The following is a 17,958-nucleotide window of genomic DNA, read 5'->3' as shown; positions in this document are numbered from 1 at the left end:
CCGCGGGAACCTCAGGCGACGGTCTTCGGCAGGGTCTCGCCGCGGAAGAACGCCGGCCGGATCGCGTACTGGACCGCCATCACCACGAGACCGAGCGCGAGCACCCCGATGCCGAGGATGAACACCAGTCCGATCCCGCCGATCTGCGACCCCGACCCGTAGTCCGGCGACATCGAGTCGACCGCGGTCTGGACGAAGAACACCAGCAGCAGCGCTCCGCCGACCGCGGGCGCCAACCCGAGTTCGAGGAATTTCCGCACGCTGGTCGTGGCCTGGCGCCGGAAGTACCAGACGCAGGCGAACGCGGTGATCCCGTAGTAGAAGCAGACCATCATCCCGAGCGCGGTGATGGTGTCCCAGAGGACGTCCTCGCTGACCACCCGCATGACCGCGTAGAAGACCGAGGCGATGACCGCCGAGGCGATGGTCGCGTAACCGGGCGACTGGTGCTTGGGCGAGATGCGGGCGAACCGCTTGTCCAGGGCGCCGTAGTGGCCCATCGCCAGCAGAGTGCGGGCCGGGGAGATGATCGTCGACTGCAGCGACGCCGCCGAGCTGGAGAGCACGGCGAGCGAGAGCAGGATGGCCATCGGCCCCATGACCGGACCGGCCAGCGAGACGAAGATGTTCTCCTGGATGTCGGCGTTGCCCATCCCCAGGGGCCCGTCACCCACCCCGGAGAAACTCAGCAACGAGATCGCCACGAGCAGGTACAGGGTCACGATGACCCCGATGGTGAGCGTTGCCGCCCGTCCCGGGGTCGTGGAGGAACCCTCGGTCTCCTCCGAGAGGGTCAGGACGACGTCCCAGCCCCAGTAGATGAACACCGAGAGCGAGACCCCGGCCGCGAACGCCGAGAACGACTCGACCCCGAAGGGGTTGAACCACTCCGGGCTGATGGCCAGCCCGGCGGGCGCGGTCCCGTCGGACACGTGCACGAACGCGGCGACGGAGAACCAGACCAGCACGACGAGCTGGAAGGCGACCAGCACGTACTGCACCAGCTTGGTCGCCTCCAGCCCGCGGTAGGCGATCCAGCAGGCGCCGGCCATGAACAGCAGGCAGGTGACGATGTTGATCGGGACGTTGCGGGTCAGGTCGGCGATGCCGTCGTTCCCGGTGATCTGGGCCAGCAGCAGGAAGAAGAAGTCCACCGCGATCCCGGCGAGGTTCGAGAGCACGAGGATCGTCGCGGCCAGCAGCCCCCAGCCGCCCATCCAGCCGAGCCACGGGCCGAACGCCCGCGAACCCCAGGTGAAGGTGGTGCCCGAGTCCGGCATGGCCGCGTTGAGCGCCCGGTAGCCGAGGGCCACCAGCAGCATGGGGATGAACCCGACCAGGAAGATCGCCGGCAGGTGGATCCCCACCGCCGAGGCGGTCGGCCCGAGCGCCCCGGTGAGGGTGTAGGCCGGGGCGATCGTCGAGACCCCGATGACCACCGCCCCGAGCAGCCCGACCTGACCCTTGCCGAGACCCTTGGATTCCTGGACGACCCCGACGTCGGCGCTCATCGGGCCACCTCCGCCCGCGGGACGACGACGACCGGCACGGGGACGTGACGGATCATCCGGGCCGCGGTCGGCCCGAGGAACGTCTGCCGCCCGCGGGCCAGCCGGGAGGAACCGACGAGCAGCAGACCGCCCGGCTCCCAGTCGATGGAGGCCACCGCTTCGGCCATGCTCGTCCCCTCTCCCACGTGGATGCTGGCATCCGTCAGACCGGCGAGGAGCTCCTCCACGCGCTGACGGGATGATCCCCCCTCCTCGGCCCGCCCGTCGAGGTCCAGGAGGCTGACGACGTGCAGCGGCAGCCCGGCGCGGTCGGCCCCCTCCTGGGCCTCGGCCAGCACGGCCTCCGCCCCGGGGCGGGTACCGAGGGCGACGTAGAGGGTGTCGATCCGTTCGACTCCGGGGGTCTCGGCGGCGAGCACGACCGGCACCGGGGAACTGTGCAGCAGGGCCCGGGCGACCGGACCGACCCCGAGCGGGTTGCGCCCGCCGGCCCCGACGACCACGGCCGCCGCGCCGAACTCCTCGACCGCGGCGAGCAGCCCCTCGGGCACGGACTCCGCGGTCCGGACGTGGGAGCGGGCGACGACGTCACCGGGCAGAGCGGCGAGTTCCTCGTCGAGGAACTCCTGGCCGGTCTCGGCCACCAACCCGGTCACGTCCCCCACGGGCGGGTAGGGACCGGCGAACGGGTCGTCGGTCCGGACGACGAAGACGACCTCCAGCTCGACCGCCAGCGACCGGGACAGCACGGCCCCCAGGGCGAGCGCGTCGCGGCCGCGTTCCCCGCCGTCGTGCGCGACGACGTAGGAGCGGATCGAGGGACCGTCGTCGGCCGGTGCCGGACTCACGAGATCTGCCATGCGCTCAGGATGTCCGATGCGGCGGCGTGCCCGCTGCGCAACGCCCCATCGACATGCTGGTAACCCTCCGCAGCCAGGTCGGAACAGGCCCAGTGGATCGGGCCGACCGGGCGGCGCTGATCGGCCCCGTAGCGCGAGAGGCCGCCGAGGTCGAAACTCGCGGCGTAGGCCCCGCGGGTCCATTCCTCCGAACCCCAGTCGGACTCGTAGTACACGTCCGGGGTCAGCGCCTCCTCGCCCAGGAACTCCGCGATGCAGGACAGCACCGCGGCCCGGCGTTCGGCGTCGGGCAGGGCGAAGGCGGCGTCGGCCTTCTCGTCGGGCACGAACGCGACCAGGGTGCCGCGTTCCTCCTCGCTGCCGTCGGGGTTCCGCCCGGTGTTGTCGTAGACCTCCTGGACCAGGCGGCCGGCGCTGAACCCGCTGCCGGACAGCCCCTTCGCCCGCCAGAACGGGGTCGGGTAGACGGCGTGGACCTTGATGACCAGGCCCAGCGAGAGGTGCTGGTGCATCTGGTGCTGACGGCGCGGCAGCGGCGGGTCGAAGGAGATCCGGGTGTAGAGGTTCGGCGGGACGGCGACGATCACCCGTTCGGCCGTCACGTCGAGGCGGTCGGACTCCACGACGACCCCGGGTCCGTCGCCCCCACCGGTCCGGCGGATCGCCCGGACGGGCGTACCGAGGTGGATGTTCTCGACCCCGATCTCGGCCGCCATCGCCTCCGACACCGACTGCATCCCGCCGAGGATCCGGCGATCCAGGATGAAGTGGTCGTCGGTGAGGTGGCTGAAGGCACCGGCCGAGGCGGCCATGAGCACGGCCTGCAGGGCCGAGAACGAGTGGGCGGGTTTGGTCAGCATCCCGCCGGCGACGAACAGCCCGACGCTGTCGCAGGCCTCCTCGTCGTCGGACTGCTGCCGCAGCCAGCCGTGGAAGGAGATGGTGTCGAGCTCGCGCGCCCGGGGGTCGGCCCAGGGTTCGGCGGGCCCGATCTCGGCGGCCAGCCGGTCCAGCAGCTCGGTCAACCGCTCGATCTCCAGCGCGGTCTTCTCCCCCACCGGGAGGTCACCCGTGAACTCCGTCCGGACGCCCTCGCGGGAGATGTGCACCGAGGAGCCCTCGCGGTAGCGCGGGAAGGTCTGCATCCCGAGCTCGTCCACCAGCCCGAGGAGCTCCGTCTGGTCCGGGGACACCCACTGCCCGCCGATCTCGAGCCGCGCCCCGTCGACGACGTCGGTCCAGGTGCGTCCGCCGACGCGGTCGCGCGCCTCCAGGACCGCGACCGTCCGCCCGGCCCGGCGCAGCCGCCGCGCGGCGGCCAACCCGGCCGGTCCGGCCCCGACGATCGCGACGTCCACCTGCTGCTGCTGCCTCACGACAAGCCTCTCTGATCGAAGTGAATGGCCTTCATTAACCTCCTGCGCGTCGTTCCCGTCAAGCCCCTGGCGTGGGTCAGGATGGGGACCATGACCGTCGACGCGACCCGCCCCCGCGGCCGCCCCAGCACCCCGGTCCTGTCCCCGGCCAAGATCACCCGGGCGGCCGTCACGCTGGTGCAGACCAAGGGTCACCGGGCGCTGACGATGGCGGCCCTGGCCGCGCACCTGCACGTGGCCCCGTCGGCGCTGTACAACCACGTCCCGACGAAGGCCGTTCTGCTGCAACTGGTCCAGGACTACGTCAACGCCTCGGTCGACGCGGGCGGCTTCGCCACCGCCCCCTGGCCCGAGGCCCTGCGCGCGTGGGCGCGCTCCTACCGCGACGTCTACGCACGCCACCCCCCGCTGGTCCCGCTGATCGCGGTGACCCCGGTCGACGGGGCGCCGCACACCGTGGCCATGTACGAGGCGGTCGGGGCCGGGCTGCGCGCCGGCGGGTGGCCGCAGGCGGCCGTGGTCGACGTGATCGTCGCGGTGGAGTCCTTCGTCCTGGGCTCGGCCCTCGACGCCTCGGCCCCGGCCGACATCTTCGACCTGGGCGCGGACGCCACCGCCCGCGCCCCGGAGTTCAGCGCCGGCGTCCGCGCGCGCGACGCCCACGACCCGGCCCGGTCCGCGTTCGAGCTGGGCCTCGACGCCCTCGTCGACGGGCTGGTCGCGCGGCTGGCCCGGCTGCGCTGACCGGCAGCAGGTCGGAGGGGCAGGTCGGAGGGGCAGGTCAGACCAGCGGGAAGCGCACCACCGCAGGACCCGGGACGTCCCGCCCGGGCAGCTGCAGCTCGATCTGCCCCGCCCCGCCCTTCGAGACCGGGACCGGACGACCGTCGAGCAGCTGCGCACCGGCGACGTCGACCCGCCCGGTCAGCCCGGTCAGGGTCACCGTCCCGTCGGCGTCGACCATCGCGTTCACGTGGCGCCCGTCCGGGCTCGCGGTCCACCGGACCCAGGGCTCGTCCTGCGGCCGCGCGATCTCGGCGGGGACCGGCCGGGTGCCGTGGACGGCCGCGGCGTGCGGGCCCATCCACGCGGCCAGTCCCTCGAGGCACTCGCGCTGCACGCGCGGGATCCGTCCGGCGGCGTCGGGCCCGATGTTCAGCAGGAAGTTCCCTCCCCGGGAGACGACGTCCACCAGGTGCCGGACCGCGGCCTCCCCGGTCAGCGAGACGTCGAGGTCGTCCTCGCGCTGGTTGTACCCGAAGGACAACCCCACCCCGCGGCAGTTCTCCCAGGCGCCGTCGTCCTCCAGGTCGGTCCCGGCCTGGTACTCGCTGGTGCGGAAGTCCCAGTGGGTCGCCCCGAACCGGTCGTTCACGACCCCCTCGGGGTTGCGGGCGTAGAAGGCGTCGAGGACGTGCAGGAAACTGTCGGGCCCCTCGGGCTTGCCGGCGTCGGGCCAGTCGATGTCGCCCCACAGGACGTCGGGGCCGTACCGCTGCACGAGATCGAGGACGTGGGCCTTGGCGTAGGCGGCGTACTCCGCGTCGAGGGGACGGGCGCCGGAGTCGTCGTCGGCGTCCCAGATCGGCCCGGTGTCCGCGGCGTGCCAGTCGAAACCGCCCGAGTAGTAGACCCCGAACCGCAGCCCCGCCGCCCGCGCCGCGCGCTCGAACTCGGCCACCAGGTCCCGGCGCGGTCCGCGGTGGACGGTGTTGCGGGTCCCCGTCCCCGGGGCCTCCCAGAGGGTGACCCCGTCGTGGTGCTTGGTCGTCGGGACGACGTAGCGGGCCCCGGCCCGGGCGAACAGGGCGATCATCGCGTCGGCGTCGAACGCCTCCGCCCGCCAGCGGTCGAGGAAGTCGTCGTAGGGCGCGTCACCCCAGACCTCCCGCTGGTGCACCGACGCGGGCGAACCCGGGATCCGGATGGTGTTGTAGTACCACTCCGCGTAGGGGTTGCGGAGGAACCAGTCGTCGTGCTGCGTCCCGTGCTCCCCCAGCGGTTCCGCCCAGGCCGGCACCGAGTACGGCCCCCAGTGCACGAAGATCCCGAACTTCGCGTCGGTGAACCAGGCGGGTGTCTCGTGCACGAACCGCTCGTAGGCGGCCGGGCGGCGGGCGGACGGGTCGAACATGGTCAGCGCACATCCCTGGCGTCGGCGGGCCCCGGCCCGTCGGGCCGTTGCGCGAACGATCATAGGCGCGCGCGAACGCTCACCGCCAGACCCCACCCTTCCCTTCCGTGATCAAGGAATTTTCCCCAGCCGCCCCACGTACCCCAGGACGACTCCCCTGCGTGACGACCACGGGCGCCCGGGACCCCCGGACGTCACCAGCGCTGCACTCATCGCCCGATCGGGCGCCGTCGAGCCCCTTCTCGGCGGATGAACGCAGCGTTGACGACGAAGCCTCGCCCGTGCCGTGCCTCAGCGTGACCGCCCCCTCCCCCATCCATCGGCGACCTACGTTGCCCGGCCGACCCCGTACCGCGCGTCGAGGCGCTCCTGCAGATCGGCCGGGGCAGTCGGGACATCCCCGGATCCTCCCCGTGACGTCGTGGGCCCAGGCCCCGATCACACCGGCCTCGGCGTCCAGCTCCCGCTCCGTCTGCCTCTGCTGCGTCGAGGAGAACTCCGCCCGGGACATGCACAACGCCCCGCCTCACAACTGCCTGACCCGGGCCTCCAGCGCGGTGAGGTCCCCGGTCGAGGACACGTTCAGCACCAGGCGCATCGGGTCGTTCGCCACCCGTTCGAGTTCCTCGGGTGGCCCGTCCCACACCTCGGGAGGCAGGCGCTGGTCGATCCGGACCGCCCCCACCTCGGGGTCTTGCTCCCCGAGCAGGGCCACGTCGCTGAGCGCGGAGTCCGTGGCCCGTTCCGGGTCCGGCGGCCGCCAGCCACCGGCCGGCTCCGGGTACGGCGTCACGAGGTCGTCCTCCGACAAGGACAGCGATCCACCGGTCGTGCGGTCCACCGGGACCGGCGGAGCGTCCAGCACGAACGAGCCGTCGAAGGTGCGCAACGAACCGCTCAGCTCGAAGTCGCCGTACCGGGTCGCCCCCTTCTCGGTGTACCCGTCGCGGGGCACGGCGGCCCAGTTCCACCCCTCGACGTCGACCTCCCCGCACTGCGGTGGGTCGGAGGCCGTCATCATCCCCAAGCACATCCACGGCCCGTGCGAGGCGTCCTCCAGCACCATGACCCGGCCCACCAGCCCGGTCAGCGGGGTCCCGGCCAGCAGCGGTCCCGGATCGGCGTCGTCTCCGGTGACGACGGGCGACGGGGCGGCGCAACCCGCCGTCACCCCCGCGGCCAGCAGAAGGGCGAACCACCGACCGGCTGGAAGAGCACGTCGTCCCATGCCGCTCGGACGCACGCTCGGCCCTTCGGTTCCCCCGGACGGTCAGTACACGTCCCGGCTGTAGCGCTTCTCCCGCGACAGCTGCTTCACGTACTCGGCGGCCTCGTCGTCGCTGCGGTGCCCGTGCCGGGCGACGACCTCGCGCAAGGCGGCGTCGACGTCCTTGGCCATCCGGGCGGCGTCGCCGCACACGTAGAGGTGCGCCCCGTCCTCCAACCAGCGCCACAGGTCGTGGCCGAACTGCCGCATCCGGTCCTGCACGTACACCTTCTGCGGCTGGTCGCGGGAGAACGCCAGCGAGAGACGGGTGAGGAAGCCGTCGTCGCGCATGCCCTCCAGCTCGTCGCGGTAGTACCAGTCGGTCGTCGAGGACCGCTCGCCGAAGAACAACCAGTTCGGGCCGGTGTGCCCGAGCGCGCGACGGTGGTGCAGGAAGGCCCGGAACGGGGCGACCCCGGTCCCCGGCCCGACCATCACCATGGGGGTGGCCGGGTCGGTCGGCGGACGGAAGTGCTTGGCCCGCTGCGGGAAGATCCGGACGGGGGTGTCCCCGACCCGGTCGGCCAGGTAGGAGGAGCAGACGCCCTCGCGCCGGCGGTCGGGACGCCCGAAGCGCACCGTGGACATGGTCAGCTGCACCTCCCCCGGATCGGTGAGCGGGGACGAGGAGATCGAGTACTGCCGCGGCTGCAACGGTTTCAGCAGGCTGCGCCACTCCTCGGGGTGCACGTCGACCGGGTGGTCGGCGAGCAGGTCGAGGAGCGTGTGGTCGACGAGGTACTTCTCGGGGTGGTCCACCCGCCGCCCCCGGGTGCGTTCCGCGACCCAGGCGACCACGTCCGGGGTGACCCGGAGGAGTTCCAGGTGGTGCGTCGCCGCGTCCGCCCATCCCGTCCGTCCGACCCCGGCCACCTCGATCGTCGCCGACGCCTCGACACCGCTGCGACGCAGGAACTCCTCGACGACCTCGGGAGAGTTCACCGGCCAGACCCCGAGCGCGTCCCCCGCCTCGTAGGTGAAGTCCGCGGGCAGGGCGAACCCCACCTGGCGGACCTCCTTCGACGACCCCTCGCGGTTGAGCCGTCGGTTCAGGGTCGTCGTGGTGCTCAACGGGTGGGAGCGGGAGTAGCTGACGGGGGCCTGGCGAGCCTGCGGGACGACCGCGGGGGGAGTCGCGGGCGCCGGTCCGGACGGCGTGGGGGCCAGCCGTTCCCGCACGGTGCCGAACCAGGCGTCCGCCTTGTCCTTCTCCCCCGGTTCGCAGTCCACCCGTTCGGTGATCCGCTGCCCGCCGAGCTCGGCGAGGCGCCCGTCGAGGCGCCGCCCGAACCCGCAGAAGTCGTCGTAGCTGGAGTCGCCCAGGGCCAGCACGGCGAACCGGGTGTCGGACAGGGGCGGGGCGTCCGGGGCCGCGATCCGGTCCCAGAAGGACCCGGCGTTGTCGGGGGCGCCCCCGTCGCCGAACGTGCTGGCCACGACGAGGACCGCGTCGGCGCCGCTCAGCTGGTCCGGTTCCGCCGCGTCGAGCTCCCGGCTCTCGACCACGAACCCGGCCTGCTGCAGCTGCTCGGCGTACTCCCCCGCGTGGTCCTCGGCGTTGCCGGTCTGCGACCCGTACAGCAGCAGGACCCGCCCGGCCGGGGTCCCACCGGCATCCTCCGCCCGCGAGAACATCCCGGCCAAGAGGCCGTCGACCCAGGCCCGCACCCCACCGTCGAACGGCGCGGACGCGGGCAGCACCGGAACCCCTTCGGGGCGACGGTCGTACCCCCGGAGGAATCCGGCCAGGTAGTACCGCTGCCGCTCGTCCAGCGCCGGGTCCTCGACCACCTCCGTCGACCCGGCCGCCACCGAGCCGGACCGCTGGCCCGGATCGTCGGCGGCGACAGCCGGCCCCACCCGGGTCAGCGTCACGGCGCAGACCTTGAACTCCGGCTGGAACGACTCCGCGTCGACCGCGTCGTTGGTGACCGCGTTCACGGCCAGGTACTCGCCATAGGTGTCGTTCCAGTGGAACGGGGCGAAGCACGACCCGACGCGCACCCGGTCGCCGATCCGGGCGGGCAGCACGGCGCGACCGCGTCGGGAGGCGACCTCGACCTGGTCCCCGGCCGCGATGCCGAGGCGTTCGGCGTCCTCGGCGGACAGTTCGACGAACGGGTCGGGGTCGAGCTTGACCAGCTTGGCGACCTTGCCGGTCTTGGTCATCGTGTGCCACTGGTGCGGCAACCGGCCCGTGCTCAGCACGAACGGGTAGTCGTCGTCGGGCAGTTCCGCGGCGGGCACCCAGGGACGGGGGTGGAACACGGCCCGCCCGTCCGGGGTCGCGAAGGCCAGACGCGGTCGCGTCCCGTCCGGACGCTCGACCAGGGTCCGCGACACCCCGTCGTTGAGGTAGCGGAGCGGGTGCCGGTCGTCGTCGTCACCGGGCGGGGCGGGCCACTGGACCGGCGTGCGGCGCAACCGCTCGTAGCTGACCCCGCGCAGGTCGTACCCCGTGCGGGGGTTGGCGAACCGGGTGATCTCCTCGAGCACGGCGGCGGCGTCCGGGAAGTCGAAACCCGGGAAACCCATGGCGGTCGCGACCCGGGCGATGAGCTGCCAGTCCGGCAGGGCGTCCCCGACCGGGTCCACGGCCTGCTGCAGCAGGGTCAGGTTCCGCTCCGAGTTCACGGTGACGCCCTCGGCCTCGGCCCACAGGGCCGCGGGCAGGAGGACGTCGGCGTAGGCGTTGGTCTCGGTGTCGGCGAAGGCGTCCTGCGCGACGACGAACTCGCAGCGTTCGAGAGCCTGGATCACGGTGCGCCGGTTGGCGACCGAGGCGACCGGGTTGGTGCAGATCACCCAGCAGGCCTTGATCTCGCCGTCGGCCATCCGTCGGTAGAGGTCGATCGTGCCGGGGGTCACCGCGTCGCGGACGGTCCCGGGTGCGAGACCCCAGACGTCCTCGACGAAGGCACGGTCCACGGCGTCGAGGACGCTGCGCTGCCCGGGCAGACCCGGGCCCATGTAACCCATCTCCCGGCCCCCCATGGCGTTGGGTTGCCCGGTGAGGGAGAACGGCCCGCTGCCGATCCGTCCGATCGCGCCGGTCGCGAGGTGCAGGTTGCAGATCGCGTTGGTGTTCCACGTCCCCTGGGTGCTCTGGTTGAGCCCCATGGTCCACAGGCTTATCCAGTTGCCGGCCTCGGCGATCCACGCGGCCGCGGTCCGCAGGTCGGCGACCTCGAGACCGGTGATCCCGGCCACCGCCTCCGGGTGGTAGTCGGCCAGGAACTCGGGCATGCTGTCCCAGCCGGTGGTGTGCTCGGCGATGAACGCGTGGTCCACCGCCCCCCGGGCCACCAGCAGGTGCAGCAGGCCGTTGAGCAGGGCGAGATCGGTACCCGGGCGCAGCGCGAGGTGCAGGTCGGCCTTGTCCGCCGTGGCCGTGCGCCGCGGGTCCACGACGATCAACCGGGCCCCCGCCCGGACCCGGTCCATCATCCGCAGGAACAGGATGGGGTGGCAGTCGGCCGTGTTGGACCCGGCCACGAAGAACAGGTCGGTGGCGTCGAAGTCGGCGTAGGAACCGGGCGGGCCGTCGGAGCCGAGGGACTGCTTGTACCCCGTCCCCGCCGAGGCCATGCACAGGCGCGAGTTGGACTCCAGCCGTGACGTCCGCAGGTACCCGCGGGCCAGCTTGGTGGCCAGGTACTGCGCCTCGAGCGTCATCTGCCCGGAGACGTAGAGCGCGACCGCGTCGGGTCCGTGCTGCTCCACCGTCTCCCGCAGCCGACGCGCGACCAGCTCGACCGCGGCGTCCAGCGCGACCGGTTCGGGACGGGCCCCGCGCTCGGGCCGGACCACGGCGGTCTCCAACCGCCCGCCGGCGGCCAGCATGTCGGCGCTGGTCGACCCCTTGGTGCACAGACGACCCCGGTTGGCAGGGTGCTCCTTGTCGCCGGACACCTGCAGCACCCGTCGGCGACCGGTGTCGTCCGTCCCGACGCGCAGCACCATGCCGCAGCCCACGCCGCAGTAGGAGCAGGCGCTCTTGACCGTCTGCTCGGATCCCATGAGCACAGTGCAGCCGGACCCCGTTACGGCCGCGTTTCACGCCGGTGAAGGACGCAGTGCCGTCCCCTCTCAGGTCCGTCCCACCGGCGAGAGGTCGATGTCACCGACCTGCAACAGCGGGTGCCTCCACCCGCAACACACTGTGCCTAGCGTCGGCGCCATGGCCGTCACCAGTCAGTCTCCCCACCCCACCGGGAGCATTCTCAACCCCCGCCCGGGTCGCTGGATCGACCACTACGACCCCGAGGACCGCGACCAGTGGGAGTCCGTCGGACGGCGGACCGCCCGGCGCAACCTCTGGCCCTCGATCTTCGCCGAGTTCCTCGGCTTCTCGGTCTGGCAGCTCTGGACCATCGTCACCCCGCAGCTCAACGGCGTGGGGTTCGCGCTGACCGACAACCAGAAGTTCTGGCTCATCGCCATCCCGAACCTCGTGGGCGCGACGTTGCGGTTCCCTTACACCTTCGCGGTTCCCCGGTTCGGCGGGCGCAACTGGACCATCATCTCGGCCCTGCTCCTCGTCCTCCCGTGCGTCGGACTGGCGATCGTGGTGCAGAACCCGCAGACGCCGTTCTGGTTGTTGGCACTGGTGGCGGCCAGCGCCGGGGTCGGCGGCGGCAACTTCGCCTCCTCGATGGCCAACATCTCCTTCTTCTACCCCGAACGCGAGAAGGGCGCCGCGCTGGGGCTCAACGCCGCGGGCGGCAACCTCGGTGTCGCGGTCGTGCAGCTCGTGATGCCGATCGTCGTGGTGGTGGGGGCGGGGGCCGCCTTCGCCTCCGACGGGCCCGCCCTGCACCTGGCCGGGCTGGTGGTCATCCCGCTGGCCCTGGTGGCGGCGGTGCTCGCCTTCCTGCGGATGGACAACCTGTCCTCGGCGCGGGCCGACTTCGCGGGGTACGCCGCGGCCATGCGGAACAAGCACACCTGGATCATCTCGTTCCTCTACATCGGGACCTTCGGCTCGTTCATCGGCTACGCCGGGGTCTTCCCGCTGCTCATCGCGAACACGTTCCCCGACGTGAAGTTCGACTGGGGCTTCATCGGTCTGGCGGGCATCCCGCTGACCCTGGCCTTCCTCGGCGCGCTGGTCGGCTCGCTCTCGCGCCCCTACGGCGGCCGACTCGCCGACCGGCTGTCCGGGGCGCGGGTGAGCATCGGCGCCTACGTGGTCATGGCGGTCGGCGCGGGCGGGGTGATCCTCGCCCTCACCCGGCAGAGCTTCCCGTTGTTCTTCGGCTGCTTCCTGCTGCTCTTCGTGGCCACCGGCATGGGCAACGGGTCGGTCTACCGCATGATCCCGGCCATCTTCCGGGCCGGCATCGACCCCGAGGACAAGGTCTCGATGACCGCGGCCAAGCGCGAGGCCGCCGCCTGCATCGGGCTGGCCGCCGGCATCGGGGCCTACGGCGGGTTCATCGTCCCCCGGGTCTTCGCCAACTCGACGGTCCACTTCGGCTCGCTCATCCCCGCCCTGGCCGTGTTCATCGGCTTCTACGCGATCTGCGCGGTCGTGACCTGGGCCGTGTACCTGCGGGGCCGCACCTCGCGCTTCGCCGGCACCGAGATCTGAGAGAGGTCCCCCCATGAGCAGCACCCCCCGATTCCTGCAGGGCGTCCACCCCTTCGTCGGCGCCGGCCTGGAGAAGCCCGTCGCCCTGGAGGGTCTGGGCTCCTACACGGTGCCCGACGGGGCCCGCGCCCAGGCGGTCTACTTCCGGGCCGGCAACTCCACCGACGAACTGATCACGGCGGTCCTGCTCCGCGACGGGGTCCCGACCCGGTGGTTCCCCATCGGCGCCCGGTCCGCGGTGCACGTCCCGCTGCGGATCGTCGAGGACATCGAGGCGCCCGGCGTGCTCGAGGTGCGGGTCGCAGCCCCCGAGGGCGTCAGCGGCTCCCTGGTGGTCGACCTCGGTCTCGTGGAGGTGTGAGCGTGACCACCACCGAACCCACCGATCTCGCCATGATCCCGCAGCAGCGCAGCCGGAAGCGGCGCCTCGTCGTCGTCGGCAACGGCATGGCCGGCGCGCGCGCGGTCGAGGAGATCCTCGCCCGCGGGGGCGGGGAGCAGTTCGACGTCGTCATGTTCGGCGCCGAACCGTACGGGAACTACAACCGGATCATGCTGTCCCACGTGCTGTCCGGCGAGGAGGAGGAGTCCGGGATCTTCCTGAACTCCCTGCCCTGGTACGAGGAGAACGGCATCGAGCTGCGCGCCGGGGTGCCCGTCACCCACGTCGACCGGTTCGCCAAGGTCGTGCACGACGCCGAGGGCGGTTCCACCCCCTACGACGTCCTCCTGCTGGCGACGGGTTCCACGCCGTTCATGCCGACCATGAACGGGGCCCACCGTCCCGACGGCACCGTCCTCGACGGGGTGTTCTCGTTCCGCACCCTGGACGACACCCGGGCGATGCTGGCCTGCGCCAAGGTCCACCGCAAGGCCGTCGTCATCGGTGGGGGTCTGCTCGGGCTCGAGGCCGCCTACGGCCTCATCGGACACGGGGTGGACGTCGAGGTGGTCCACTCCCCCGCGCACCTGATGAACCAGCAGCTGAACGCCGAGGCCGGACGCGTGCTGCGCCGGACCATCGAGGGTCTCGGCATCACCGTGCACACCGGCGTCCGCACGTCCGGGCTGCGCGGCGACGACCGGGTCAGCGGTGTCGAACTCGCCGACGGCCGGGTGCTCGACGCCGACTTCGTGGTGGTGACCGCGGGGATCCGTCCCTCGACCTCGGTCGCGCTGCGGTCGGGCATCGAGGTCGAGCGCGGCATCGTCGTCGACGACCAGTTGCGCTGCAGCGCCGACGAGGACGGCGGGGTGGGCGCCGGCGACGTGTACGCGATCGGGGAGTGCGTGCAGCACCGCGGGCAGACGTACGGCCTGGTGGCCCCGCTGTGGGAGCAGGCCGGGGTCCTGGCCGACCAGCTCACCGGCGTGAACCCGGCGGCGAGCTACCACGGCTCGCGGACCACGACCAAGCTCAAGGTCGCCGGCGTCGACGTCGTCGCGATGGGGCTGCGCGCCCCCGAGCGCGACGACGACGAGTTCGTGGTGTTCTCCGAACCCCACCGGGGAGTCTACCTCAACGTCGTCATCCGCGAGGGCCGGCTCGTCGGGGCGACCCTGCTCGGCGACGTGCGCAAGACCGCCTTCCTCAGCCAGGCCTTCGACCAGGGGTTGCCGCTGCCCGAGGAGCGGATGTCGTTGCTCTTCGACCTCGGCTCCCCCGGGGAGGATGCCTCGGTCGCCGAGCTCTCCGACGACGCCCAGGTCTGCAACTGCAACGGGGTGTCCAAGGGCGACATCTGCGGCGCGGTCGCCGCGGGGGCCACGTCGACGGGCGCGGTGATGAACGCGACACGGGCCGGCAAGGGCTGTGGTTCCTGCAAGACCCTGGTCGAGCAGATCACGGAGTGGGCCGCCGGCGGCTCGCTCACGGTGGACGAGTCGGCGAGCTGGTACGTGCCCGGCGTCCCGCTGGCCAAGCCCGAGCTCATGGCCGCGATCCGCGAGCGGGGTCTGAAGTCGGTCTCGGCGGTGTTCCGGGAACTGGCCCCGGGCGGGGCCGAGGACGCGAAGTCCAAGATGGGGCTGACCTCGTTGCTGCGCATGATGTGGCCCGAGGGCCTGGACCAGGACGAGCGTGACGGTCGTTTCATCAACGACCGGGTCCACGCGAACATCCAGCGCGACGGGACGTTCTCGGTGGTCCCGCAGATGAAGGGCGGGGTCACGACCGTCGAGCAGCTGCGGATCATCGCCGACGTGGCCGAGAAGTACGACGTGGGCATGATCAAGGTCACCGGTGGTCAGCGCCTGGACCTGCTGGGCTTGAAGAAGGAGGACCTGCCCAAGGTCTGGGCCGATCTCGGCATGCCGTCGGGCTACGCCTACGGCAAGAGTTTCCGGACGGTCAAGACCTGCGTCGGGACGGACTTCTGCCGCTTCGGCCTGGGCGACTCGACGAAGCTCGGCATCGACATCGAGACCCGGTTCCAGGGCATCGAGGCACCCGCGAAACTCAAGCTCGCCGTCGTCGGGTGCCCCCGCAACTGCGCCGAGGCCTACGTCAAGGACGTCGGCGTGGTCGCGATCGGCAACGGCCGGTGGGAGATCTACGTGGGGGGTGCCGCGGGTGCCTCCATCCGCAAGGGCGACCTGCTGGCCACCGTCGACTCGACCGAGGAGGTCGTCCGGCTGACCGGGCGGTTCATCCAGTTCTACCGGGAATGGGGGAACTGGCTGGAGCGCACCTACGACTTCGTCCCGCGGTTGGGCATCGAGCGGGTCCGGGCCGTGGTCGTCGACGACTCCGACGGGTTGGCCGCCGGTCTCGACGAGCGCATGCAGGCCGCGGTCGACGCCTACGTCGACCCGTGGCAGGAGGGGGCGGCCCCCGCGGTCCCCGGTCAGTTCCGGACCTCCCTGCCCCTCGTCGACCTTCCGCGGGTGCCCTCCCGCCCGGCCTTCCAGGAGTCCTGATGAGCACCACCACCACCGGCCCCGTGACCCGCGAGCACGTCCTGGGCCCGGCCGAGGACGTCCCGGTCGGCGAGGGCCGGGCCTACGCCGTCGACGGCCGCCGGATCGCGGTGTTCCGGCACCGCAGCGGTCGGGTCAGCGCGACCCAGGCGGTGTGCCCCCACGCCGGGGGGCCGCTGGCCGACGCGCAGATCGACGAGGAGGTGCTCATCTGCCCCCTGCACCTCAACGTCTTCGAGTTCGCGACGGGCGCCTGCCGCTCGGGGGCACCGGCGATCACCACCTACCCTGTTCGGGTCGTCGGCGGAGAACTGGTCGTGGAGGTCTGATGCAGCACCCCTACCCGCTGCACCTCGACCTGACCGGTCGCCGGGTCCTCGTCGTCGGGGGCGGGCCGGTCGCCGCCCGCCGGGTCCGCGAGCTGGTCGCCGCCGGAGCCGCGGTCGAGGTCGTCGCGCCCGCCCTGTGCGAGGACCTGCGCGACCTGCTGCCGTCGTTGACCTGGCTCGAGCACGACGTCCGGCCCGCGGAGGCGCCCGACCTGGTGGCCGGCGCCTGGCTGGTGCACACCGCGACGGGGGATCCCGCGGTCGACGCGGCCGTGGCGGCGGCCGCCGAGGCGCGGGCCACCTGGTGCGTGCGGGCCGACGCCGCCGAGCTGTCCGCCGCGTGGACCCCGGTCACCGTCCGCCGCGGCGACGTGACCCTGTCCCTGACCGCCGGGGGCGACCCGCGGCGCGCGCGGGCGCTCAAGGAGGCCGGGTCCCGGTGGCTGGACTCCGGCGCGGCGCCGTTGCGCCGGCGTCGGACCGGCGACCGGCCCGGTCGGGTCGTCCTTGTGGGCGGCGGGCCGGGTGCGGTGGACCTGCTCACGCTGCGCGGCCGCCGGGCCCTGGCCGAGGCCGACCTCGTGGTCACCGACCGTCTCGGTCCCCGGGGCGTGCTGGCCGAGCTGGACCCCGACGTCGAGGTGGTCGACGTCGGCAAGACGGCGGGGAACCACCCGGTCCCCCAGGACGAGATCAATCGCATCCTCGTCGAGGCCGCCCGCAGCGGTCGCCAGGTGGTGCGGCTCAAGGGCGGGGACCCCTACGTGTTCGGCCGGGGTGGCGAGGAGCTGCTCGCCTGCCGGGCCGCGGGCATCGAGGTCGAGGTCGTCCCCGGGGTGACCAGCGCGTTCTCGGTCCCGGCCGCCGCGGGCATCCCGGTGACCCACCGTGGCGTCTCCCGCTCGGTGACCGTGGTCGACGGCCACGAGGCCACCGACGTCGTCCGGCTGGCCGGGGTGGGGGGCACCCTCTCGATCCTCATGGGGGTCTCGATGCTGCCCGAGATCGCCGCGGGGCTGATCGCGGGAGGCAAGGACCCCGCGACCCCGGTGGCCGTGGTGGAGAAGGGGTGGACCCCGGAGCAGCGCACCACGACCGCTCCGCTGGCCGACATCGCCCGGGTGGCCGCCGAGGCCGGGGTGCGCGCCCCGGCGGTCGTGGTCGTCGGCGAGGTCGTCGAGGCCCTGCACGAGGGGGGCCGGGCGTGAGCGAGCCCGTCCTCATCGGCTGCTCCCACGGGACGCGTTCGGCCACCGGGCAGCAGACCGTCGACGCGCTCCGGGCCGCGGTCGCCGCGGCCCGCCCCGAGCTCGACGTCCGGGCCGCCCACGTCGACGTGCACGGTCCCGAGCTGCCCGACGTGGTGGCCGGGGTGGTTGCGGAGGGCCGCACCGGCATCGTGGTGCCGCTGCTGCTGTCCACCGGTTACCACGTCAAGGTCGACATCGCCGAGGCGATCGCCGGGACCCGCGGGGCGGTCGTGGCCGCTCCCACGCTCGGGCCCGACCCGGTGCTGGACCGGATCGTGGTGTCCCGGTTGGAGGAGGCGCTCGGTCACCCGGTCACCGAGCTGGACGGGGAGATCGTCCTCGCCGCCGCCGGATCGTCCAACCCCCGGGCCGCCGCGGACGTCGAGGCCGCCGTGCGCGCCCTGGTCGAGCTGACCGGTGCCCCTGTCCGGGCCGGCTACTTCTCGGCCCAGGAACCGACCGTCGCCGACGCGGTCGCCGCAGCCCGCGCGCGGGGCGCCGCCCGGGTCGCCGTGGCGAGCTACCTGCTGGCGCCGGGGGTCTTCTCGGCCCGTCTCGACGCGGCCGGGGCCGACGCCGTCGCCGCCCCGTTCGGTCCGCACCCGGCCCTGGTCGAGCTCGTCCTGCAGCGCTACGACGAGGCCCGGGCCGCGTTCCTCAGCCCGGTCGACTGACGGCGGGAAGACGGACCGGAGCTGTCCGGGTTCCTCCCTAGCCTG

At 72.7% G+C, this 17,958-nt stretch carries 13 protein-coding genes; 7 read left to right on the top strand and 6 right to left on the bottom strand.

The features are described from left to right. Window positions 1–11 precede the first annotated feature (11 nt). The 3 genes from ACFFKU_RS17085 to ACFFKU_RS17075 are packed head-to-tail and all read right to left on the bottom strand — an operon-like array spanning window position 12 to window position 3,747. Complete coding sequence (locus ACFFKU_RS17085) at window positions 12–1,511, bottom strand: APC family permease (protein WP_380139854.1); 1,500 nt, start codon at window positions 1,509–1,511, stop codon at window positions 12–14. Then, a complete protein-coding gene (locus ACFFKU_RS17080; protein WP_380139852.1) occupies window positions 1,508–2,371 on the bottom strand; it encodes a universal stress protein in 864 nt (287 codons plus the stop codon). Before ACFFKU_RS17080 ends, ACFFKU_RS17085 begins: the two co-directional genes overlap by 4 nt. Then, entirely contained in the window at window positions 2,356–3,747 is a 1,392-nt protein-coding gene (locus tag ACFFKU_RS17075) for a flavin monoamine oxidase family protein (protein ID WP_380139850.1), read from the bottom strand. The genes ACFFKU_RS17080 and ACFFKU_RS17075 overlap by 16 nt, the downstream gene beginning before the upstream one ends. Before the next feature lie 90 nt (window positions 3,748–3,837). Here ACFFKU_RS17075 and ACFFKU_RS17070 point away from each other — a divergent pair, with 90 nt between their 5' ends. Beyond that, window positions 3,838–4,491, top strand: coding sequence for a TetR/AcrR family transcriptional regulator (locus tag ACFFKU_RS17070; RefSeq protein ID WP_380139848.1), 654 nt, complete (start codon window positions 3,838–3,840; stop codon window positions 4,489–4,491). A gap of 37 nt (window positions 4,492–4,528) precedes the next feature. Here the strand turns inward: ACFFKU_RS17070 and ACFFKU_RS17065 are convergent, their stop codons facing one another. The 3 genes from ACFFKU_RS17065 to ACFFKU_RS17055 all read right to left on the bottom strand — a co-directional run bounded on the left by ACFFKU_RS17065 (window position 4,529) and on the right by ACFFKU_RS17055 (window position 11,168). Continuing rightward, the gene (locus ACFFKU_RS17065) at window positions 4,529–5,887 is read right to left on the bottom strand and encodes an alpha-L-fucosidase (RefSeq protein WP_380140279.1); all 1,359 of its coding nucleotides are present in this window, start codon (window positions 5,885–5,887) and stop codon (window positions 4,529–4,531) included. Between the two features lie 520 nt (window positions 5,888–6,407). Beyond that, window positions 6,408–7,109, bottom strand: coding sequence for a hypothetical protein (locus ACFFKU_RS17060; protein ID WP_380139846.1), 702 nt, complete (start codon window positions 7,107–7,109; stop codon window positions 6,408–6,410). Between the two features lie 42 nt (window positions 7,110–7,151). Then, window positions 7,152–11,168, bottom strand: a complete 4,017-nt coding sequence (locus tag ACFFKU_RS17055; protein ID WP_380139845.1) for a bifunctional nitrate reductase/sulfite reductase flavoprotein subunit alpha — start codon at window positions 11,166–11,168, stop codon at window positions 7,152–7,154. 160 nt (window positions 11,169–11,328) lie between these two features. Here ACFFKU_RS17055 and ACFFKU_RS17050 point away from each other — a divergent pair, with 160 nt between their 5' ends. From ACFFKU_RS17050 to ACFFKU_RS17025, 6 genes are read left to right on the top strand one after another with little or no spacing between them, the layout of a single operon-like run. Beyond that, complete coding sequence (locus tag ACFFKU_RS17050; RefSeq protein ID WP_380139843.1) at window positions 11,329–12,741, top strand: MFS transporter; 1,413 nt, start codon at window positions 11,329–11,331, stop codon at window positions 12,739–12,741. A gap of 13 nt (window positions 12,742–12,754) precedes the next feature. Then, the gene (locus tag ACFFKU_RS17045) at window positions 12,755–13,102 is read left to right on the top strand and encodes a molybdopterin oxidoreductase (RefSeq protein WP_380139841.1); all 348 of its coding nucleotides are present in this window, start codon (window positions 12,755–12,757) and stop codon (window positions 13,100–13,102) included. Between the two features lie 32 nt (window positions 13,103–13,134). Continuing rightward, window positions 13,135–15,660 (top strand): nitrite reductase large subunit NirB, encoded by a 2,526-nt coding sequence (gene nirB, locus ACFFKU_RS17040; RefSeq protein ID WP_380140278.1) that lies wholly within the window; start codon window positions 13,135–13,137, stop codon window positions 15,658–15,660. Then, entirely contained in the window at window positions 15,660–15,989 is a 330-nt protein-coding gene (locus tag ACFFKU_RS17035; RefSeq protein WP_380139839.1) for a Rieske (2Fe-2S) protein, read from the top strand. The genes nirB and ACFFKU_RS17035 overlap by 1 nt, the downstream gene beginning before the upstream one ends. Continuing rightward, a complete protein-coding gene (gene cobA / locus ACFFKU_RS17030) occupies window positions 15,989–17,197 on the top strand; it encodes a uroporphyrinogen-III C-methyltransferase (protein WP_380139837.1) in 1,209 nt (402 codons plus the stop codon). The genes ACFFKU_RS17035 and cobA overlap by 1 nt, the downstream gene beginning before the upstream one ends. Then, window positions 17,194–17,913 carry a sirohydrochlorin chelatase gene (locus tag ACFFKU_RS17025; protein ID WP_380139835.1) on the top strand — a complete coding sequence of 240 codons (720 nt, stop codon included), beginning with the start codon at window positions 17,194–17,196 and terminating at the stop codon, window positions 17,911–17,913. Before cobA ends, ACFFKU_RS17025 begins: the two co-directional genes overlap by 4 nt. Window positions 17,914–17,958 lie beyond the last annotated feature (45 nt).

Source organism: Kineococcus gynurae, assembly GCF_042433995.1.
Classification (GTDB): Bacteria; Actinomycetota; Actinomycetes; order Actinomycetales; family Kineococcaceae; genus Kineococcus; species Kineococcus gynurae.
This window is presented reverse-complemented; position numbering and strand designations above follow the sequence as displayed.